Here is a 5,112-nt window from a genome sequence, read left to right as displayed (position 1 = left end):
GACACGGCTAAGCAACTCCTTGACGCGGTCGGCAATGGCGGCTTTATCGCCACTCAGGCCAAAGGCCACGTTCTGCGCCACGCTTAGATGCGGAAACAGGGCAAAATCCTGAAACATCAACCCGATATGACGCCGCTCGGGGGGAATGCGAAATACCGTGTCACAGACCAGATTGCCATCGACCCAGATTTCGCCGGAATCCTGCATCTCCACACCCGCGATCATCCGCAAGGTCGTCGATTTGCCACAGCCCGACGGCCCAAGAAGACAGGTCACCTGCCCCGGCATCACCCGAAGCGACACATCATTGACCACGCTGCGACCGTCATAACGGCGCACCATATGCTTGATTTCCAACCGGGGGTCTTGCGTCTGCACCGGGGCCTCTTGTCTATCCGATCAAATTTATCGGGTTTTGTTTAACGCCAGATAACAACCCTGCGCCGCCTTCGCAAGCCATCACACCGAGGTGGTGCATTGACAGTACCCGGCCACGGTGGTGTCATACCGCCAATTTCAAGCCACAGGAGTTGAAGAAGAATGCGTTTTTTGATCGCGGTCGCCGCCGCCCTTTGCCTTGCCTTCCCGGTGCATGCCGAAACAGACACTCGCGATGCCCGCCTGGCCGTTGCCAGGGAATATGTTGAAGCGTCGATGGATGGAATGGATATTCAGGACTTCATTCGCCAGCTCTGGACGCCGATGATCAAGCAGATGGCCAACAACCGCCAGCCGATGTCGCCCGAACAGATCAGCCAGATCGAGACCCTGTTTTCAGACGAACTGACCGGGCCGCTGACCGAAGTCATGCTCAAGCAGGACGAGATCATGGCCGATCTGATGACTTTGGAAGAGCTGACCGCGCTGCGCGATTTCTACACATCCGAGCACGGCCGCTCGGTCATGGAAAAGATGCCGCAACTGGCACAGATCCAACAGCCGATGATTTCGGCCGTCCTGCAAAAGGCGATGCCGGTGATGATGCCGAAGATCGAAGCCATCACCGCGCCGCAATAATCAACGAATGGCGGCGCGCCTCAGAACGGCGCGCGCCGCCCGCAGGCCCGGTGCCTCGCCCCCCTCGCCAAGCCGCTCAAGCGTGATGTCCATCGCGGCGATCTGTGCACCGGGGTCATCCATCAGCCCAAGCAAAGCCGGTGTTATAAGGTCTGCGCGACAGGCCTTGCCGATGAACTCCGGCACCGCGCGGGTCTCGCTGACCAGATTGACCAGCGTCAGCGTATCAACCTTGAGCATACGCGAAATCAACGTGCGGCTCAGCCAGTTCATGTCATAGGCAATCACCATCGGTGTGCGCGCCGCCGCCAGTTCGAGCGAGACAGTGCCAGAGGCTGCAAGCGCCCAATCGGCGGCATGGAACGCACAGGCCTTTTCCAGCGTAAACGCGGCGCTTTGCCCCTCTTCCGGGGCCAGAACCAGCGGCGCAATCGGCCAGCCCCGGACCATCTCGCGCACCAGCGGCGCCAGATGGCGCGATGTGGGCAACACAAGGCGCGTCTCGGGGCGTGCGGCGGCAACTTCGGCAATCACCTCGCCAAAGATCGGGGTCAGGCGGTTGACCTCGCCGCGGCGCGATCCGGGCAGAACCATCAAGAGCGGCTGTCCCTCAAACCCATGACGCGCCCGGAAATCGGCAACCTCGGCGGCGCTCGGGCGCGGCTCGGCCACAACCGGATGACCGACGAAATCGCATTCCATTCCGGCGGCGGTCATATAGGGCGGCTCGAACGGCAAGAGCGCCAGAACATGGTCGATCACCCGTGCCATTTTCGCCGCGCGCCCGGCCCGCCAGGCCCAGACCGAGGGCGCCACGTAATGCACGGTTCGGATCGCGCTTGCGGCCTTGACCTTGCGCGCGACACGCAGGCAGAAATCCGGGCTGTCGATGGTGATCAAAATGTCCGGGGCAGTTTCAAGCACTGCCTCGGCGGTCTGGTTGAGGCGGCGTTTAAGCGCCGGGTATTTCGGCAATACCTCGGCCAGCCCCATCACGCTGAGCTCGTCCATCGGGAACAGGCTTTGCAGGCCCTCGGCCTCCATCAAGGGGCCTCCGACGCCCGAAAACTCTACCGTCGTCAAAGACTTGAGCCCGGCCATCAGGGCCGCCCCAAGCTTGTCACCAGAGGCCTCGCCGGCAATCACGAAGATCCGCATCAGAGCGTCCGGGCCGTTAGGAAAAGCCCGGTGTCCGACAGGGCGGCGAGGGTCTTGTCGCGCTCAAGGATCATCACACGGCCCGGCTCGATCACGAGACCGGCAAGACCGGCTGCGGCCACTGCTGCAATTGTGCCGGGTCCAATCGCGGGCATGTCAACCCGAAGATCCTGTCCGCGCTTGGCCGCCTTTACAAAGACGCCCCTTGCCTTGGGGCGGCGTGCCGGATCTGTTGCCGCGACAAAGCCCAAAAGCGCGTCGGTGCCCTGTGCGGTCTCTATCCCAAGGCATTGCCCGCCCGCCACGACACAGCCCTGCCCGATATCGAGCGGCGACAGCGCCGCCAGAATATCGGCGGCACGCGCCGCGTCGGATTCGGCTATCTCGTCAAGCGGCGGCCCAAGGTGAAACCCCTCCGCAGCAGTCAGATCAGGCAAGAGATCATGCGCACCAAGCACGGCGAACCCCCGCTCTTCAAAGACCGAAATCACCGTCGTCAAAAGCCCGTCATCGCCGCCCTGCATCCCCGCCATCAGACGCGGCACAAGCGCCATCGTGACCGCGTCAAACGCCGAAGGATCCAGCGTCGGGCGCGGCAGGCTTCCCGCCAGAACGATGCGCGTGACCCCGGCCTCATGCAACGCCTGAAACAGCGCGCCGAACTTTTCAAACCGGTGCTCTTGGGCGCCCTCTCCAAGATTATGAGGCACGCCTGCAAAACAAATCTGCAAGGCTTGTGGACAGGCACTGGCAAGCGCAACCGGCAGGGCCCCGCCACAGGCAAGAATCGCAAGACGTCCCGGCATGGTCAGCTTTGCCCCGGCGTCAGGTATGAGCGGTCACTATGGCCGGTGACGAAATCGACGATCTGGCGGACATAGGCGCTTTCGGTTTCTTCGCCAAGTCGGCGGGCGCGATCCTGAAATGCGCCCTCGCCCTGCGCCAGCATCTGAAAGGCCGCGCGCAGCGACGTGATATCAAGCCGCGACACGCCACGACGCTTGAGACCGACAAGGTTAAGCCCGTCAAGCACCCCGCGTGGCGCCTGAACGAGGCCATAGGGAATGACGTCATTGGTAACCATCGTGACGGCCCCGATGATCGCGCCCTGCCCGATGCGGACAAATTGGTGAATGCCGGACAAGCCGCCGATGATCACGTCATCCTCGACAATACAGTGCCCGGCCAGGGCAGCGTTGTTGACCACGATCACCCGGTTGCCGATCTGCACATCATGGGCCACGTGGCAGCCGGCCATGAACAAACCGTCATCCCCGACACGGGTAACGCCGCCGCCGCCCTCGGTGCCGGTGTTCATGGTCACATGCTCGCGAATGCGATTGCGCGCGCCGATCGTCAACTCTGTGCTTTCGCCCTTGAACTTGAGGTCCTGCGGCACCTCGCCGATGCAGGCGAAGGGGAAAATCACCGTTTCCTCGCCGATGGTCGTATTGCCCGCCACAACCACATGCGATTTGAGCGTTACCCGGTCGCCAAGGCGCACATCAGGGCCGACATGGCAAAACGGGCCGATCTCACAACCCTGACCGATGACCGCGCCCTCTTCGATAAAGGCGCTCGGATGAATACGCGTGTCAGTCATCTCTCTCACTCTTTCGGAAGGTCCATCATCGCGGTGAACTCGGCTTCGGCCGCCATTTCGCCTTCGACCTCGGCCACGCCGCTGAACTTCCAGACCTTGCCGCCGGGCTTGCCGCGCACGGTCTTGAGCTTCATTTCAAGAACATCGCCCGGCACCACCATGCGGCGGAACTTGCAGTTATCAATCGCCATGAAATACACCAGCATGTTGCGGTCTTCCATACCAAGCGCCGTGCCCACCATGACAGCGGCGGTCTGGGCCATCGCCTCGACTATGGTGACGCCCGGCATGATCGGCTTGCCCGGAAAATGGCCCTGAAAATGCGGCTCGTTCATGGTGACGTTCTTGATCCCGCGCGCGGCCTGAAAGCCGTCGATATCGACCACCTTGTCCACAAGAAGAAACGGATAACGATGCGGGATAATCCGCTGGATCAGGTGGATATCGGCAGTTTTAAGCGGCTCTGTCATGGGTCGTCCTTCTAGGTAAATATGCCCGATTCCCTGGCAAAGAGGGCTGAGAAACGAAATGGAGTCTACTCGGCGGGGGCCTTGGGCGGTGTTTCCACGCTGCGTCTGGGGCCATTCGCCGGACCCTCGCCAATTTGCTCGTTGACCCGTTCGATGGCAAGCTCGGTGATGTCCGCCACACCCGAGCGCAGCAGAACTGCCCGCACATCCATGATCACCACCCCCCCGGAATCATTCAGTATACCTGCCAGAACCGGCTCGATCACCCGCATGAACTGAAGCGGTATGAGCTCGCGCTGACGTTCAAGATCGCGCGACATGCGTTCGCTGTCCTGGCGCAGCTGTTGCACCTTTTGATCAAACGCATCCGCAAGGTCGCGAAACTCTTCCGGCGACAGGTTCGGGCGGCGCTCGGTCAGCGATTTTTCCTCGGCTTCCAGCTCTGCTTCGACCCGACGGTTATGCGCGACCAACTCATCGCGTTCGGTCTGGATGTCAGCCAGCAGGCGTTGACCATAGACCGTATCATTCAGCACACGCTCGGGATCAAGCAACAGGATGTCGCTTTGCACAACGCCTGTGGGCTGCGCCGCCAGAGGCACCGCGACGGCGCTAAGAAGCGCGAGCAGGAGCCCAGCCAGGGCAAGGCTCCGCCGCATGATCAGAATTCCGTCTTGACCGTCAGGTCAAAGGTCTGCTCGAAATCCCCCGGCTCTTTCTTGAGAACATTGGAAAAGTTCATCCGGATCGGTCCGAAAGGCGACGACCAGAAGATAGACAGCCCGACCACGTGGCGATCACTGAACCCGGTCGAGTTTACAACACCGGTCGCATTGCGCGTGTTGATACCCCAGATCGACCCAA

At 61.4% G+C, this 5,112-nt stretch carries 8 protein-coding genes; 1 reads left to right on the top strand and 7 read right to left on the bottom strand.

Translation table 11 applies throughout. The features are described 5' to 3' along the window. The coding region (locus QZ522_RS17650) for an ABC transporter ATP-binding protein (protein WP_294614688.1) at positions 1–378 on the bottom strand (378 nt) is incomplete at its 3' end. Positions 379–540: 162 nt separating this feature from the next. Between QZ522_RS17650 and QZ522_RS17645 the strand changes: the two genes are divergently transcribed. After that, the gene (locus QZ522_RS17645; protein WP_294614686.1) at positions 541–1,017 is read left to right on the top strand and encodes a DUF2059 domain-containing protein; all 477 of its coding nucleotides are present in this window, start codon (positions 541–543) and stop codon (positions 1,015–1,017) included. Here the strand turns inward: QZ522_RS17645 and lpxB are convergent, their stop codons facing one another. From lpxB to QZ522_RS17615, 6 genes are all read right to left on the bottom strand, one after another. Continuing rightward, positions 1,018–2,175, bottom strand: a complete 1,158-nt coding sequence (gene lpxB / locus QZ522_RS17640; RefSeq protein ID WP_294614684.1) for a lipid-A-disaccharide synthase — start codon at positions 2,173–2,175, stop codon at positions 1,018–1,020. Continuing rightward, entirely contained in the window at positions 2,175–2,981 is an 807-nt protein-coding gene (gene lpxI / locus QZ522_RS17635) for a UDP-2,3-diacylglucosamine diphosphatase LpxI (RefSeq protein ID WP_294614682.1), read from the bottom strand. The genes lpxB and lpxI overlap by 1 nt, the downstream gene beginning before the upstream one ends. A gap of 2 nt (positions 2,982–2,983) precedes the next feature. Beyond that, positions 2,984–3,778: an acyl-ACP--UDP-N-acetylglucosamine O-acyltransferase gene (gene lpxA, locus QZ522_RS17630; protein ID WP_294614680.1), complete on the bottom strand. Its 795-nt coding sequence runs from the start codon at positions 3,776–3,778 to the stop codon at positions 2,984–2,986. A gap of 5 nt (positions 3,779–3,783) precedes the next feature. Further along, complete coding sequence (gene fabZ, locus QZ522_RS17625; protein WP_294614678.1) at positions 3,784–4,248, bottom strand: 3-hydroxyacyl-ACP dehydratase FabZ; 465 nt, start codon at positions 4,246–4,248, stop codon at positions 3,784–3,786. 65 nt (positions 4,249–4,313) lie between these two features. Beyond that, positions 4,314–4,907, bottom strand: coding sequence for an OmpH family outer membrane protein (locus QZ522_RS17620; protein ID WP_294614677.1), 594 nt, complete (start codon positions 4,905–4,907; stop codon positions 4,314–4,316). A gap of 2 nt (positions 4,908–4,909) precedes the next feature. Next, a partial coding sequence (locus QZ522_RS17615; RefSeq protein ID WP_294614676.1) for a BamA/TamA family outer membrane protein occupies positions 4,910–5,112 on the bottom strand: 203 nt, incomplete at its 5' end.

It is taken from the genome of uncultured Roseovarius sp. (assembly GCF_913054395.1).
In the GTDB taxonomy this organism is placed as follows: domain Bacteria; phylum Pseudomonadota; class Alphaproteobacteria; order Rhodobacterales; family Rhodobacteraceae; genus Roseovarius.
The sequence above is the reverse complement of the archived record's forward strand: the minus strand, read 5'-3'. Positions and strand labels throughout refer to the sequence as shown.

Bases quoted from the DNA above. Each gene is read 5' to 3' on its own strand.
- QZ522_RS17645 (WP_294614686.1), top strand. From the start codon at position 541: ATGCGTTTTTTGATCGCGGTCGCCGCCGCCCTTTGCCTTGCCTTCCCG.
- lpxB (WP_294614684.1), bottom strand. From the start codon at position 2,175: ATGCGGATCTTCGTGATTGCCGGCGAGGCCTCTGGTGACAAGCTTGGG.
- lpxI (WP_294614682.1), bottom strand. From the start codon at position 2,981: ATGCCGGGACGTCTTGCGATTCTTGCCTGTGGCGGGGCCCTGCCGGTT.
- lpxA (WP_294614680.1), bottom strand. From the start codon at position 3,778: ATGACTGACACGCGTATTCATCCGAGCGCCTTTATCGAAGAGGGCGCG.
- fabZ (WP_294614678.1), bottom strand. From the start codon at position 4,248: ATGACAGAGCCGCTTAAAACTGCCGATATCCACCTGATCCAGCGGATT.
- QZ522_RS17620 (WP_294614677.1), bottom strand. From the start codon at position 4,907: ATGCGGCGGAGCCTTGCCCTGGCTGGGCTCCTGCTCGCGCTTCTTAGC.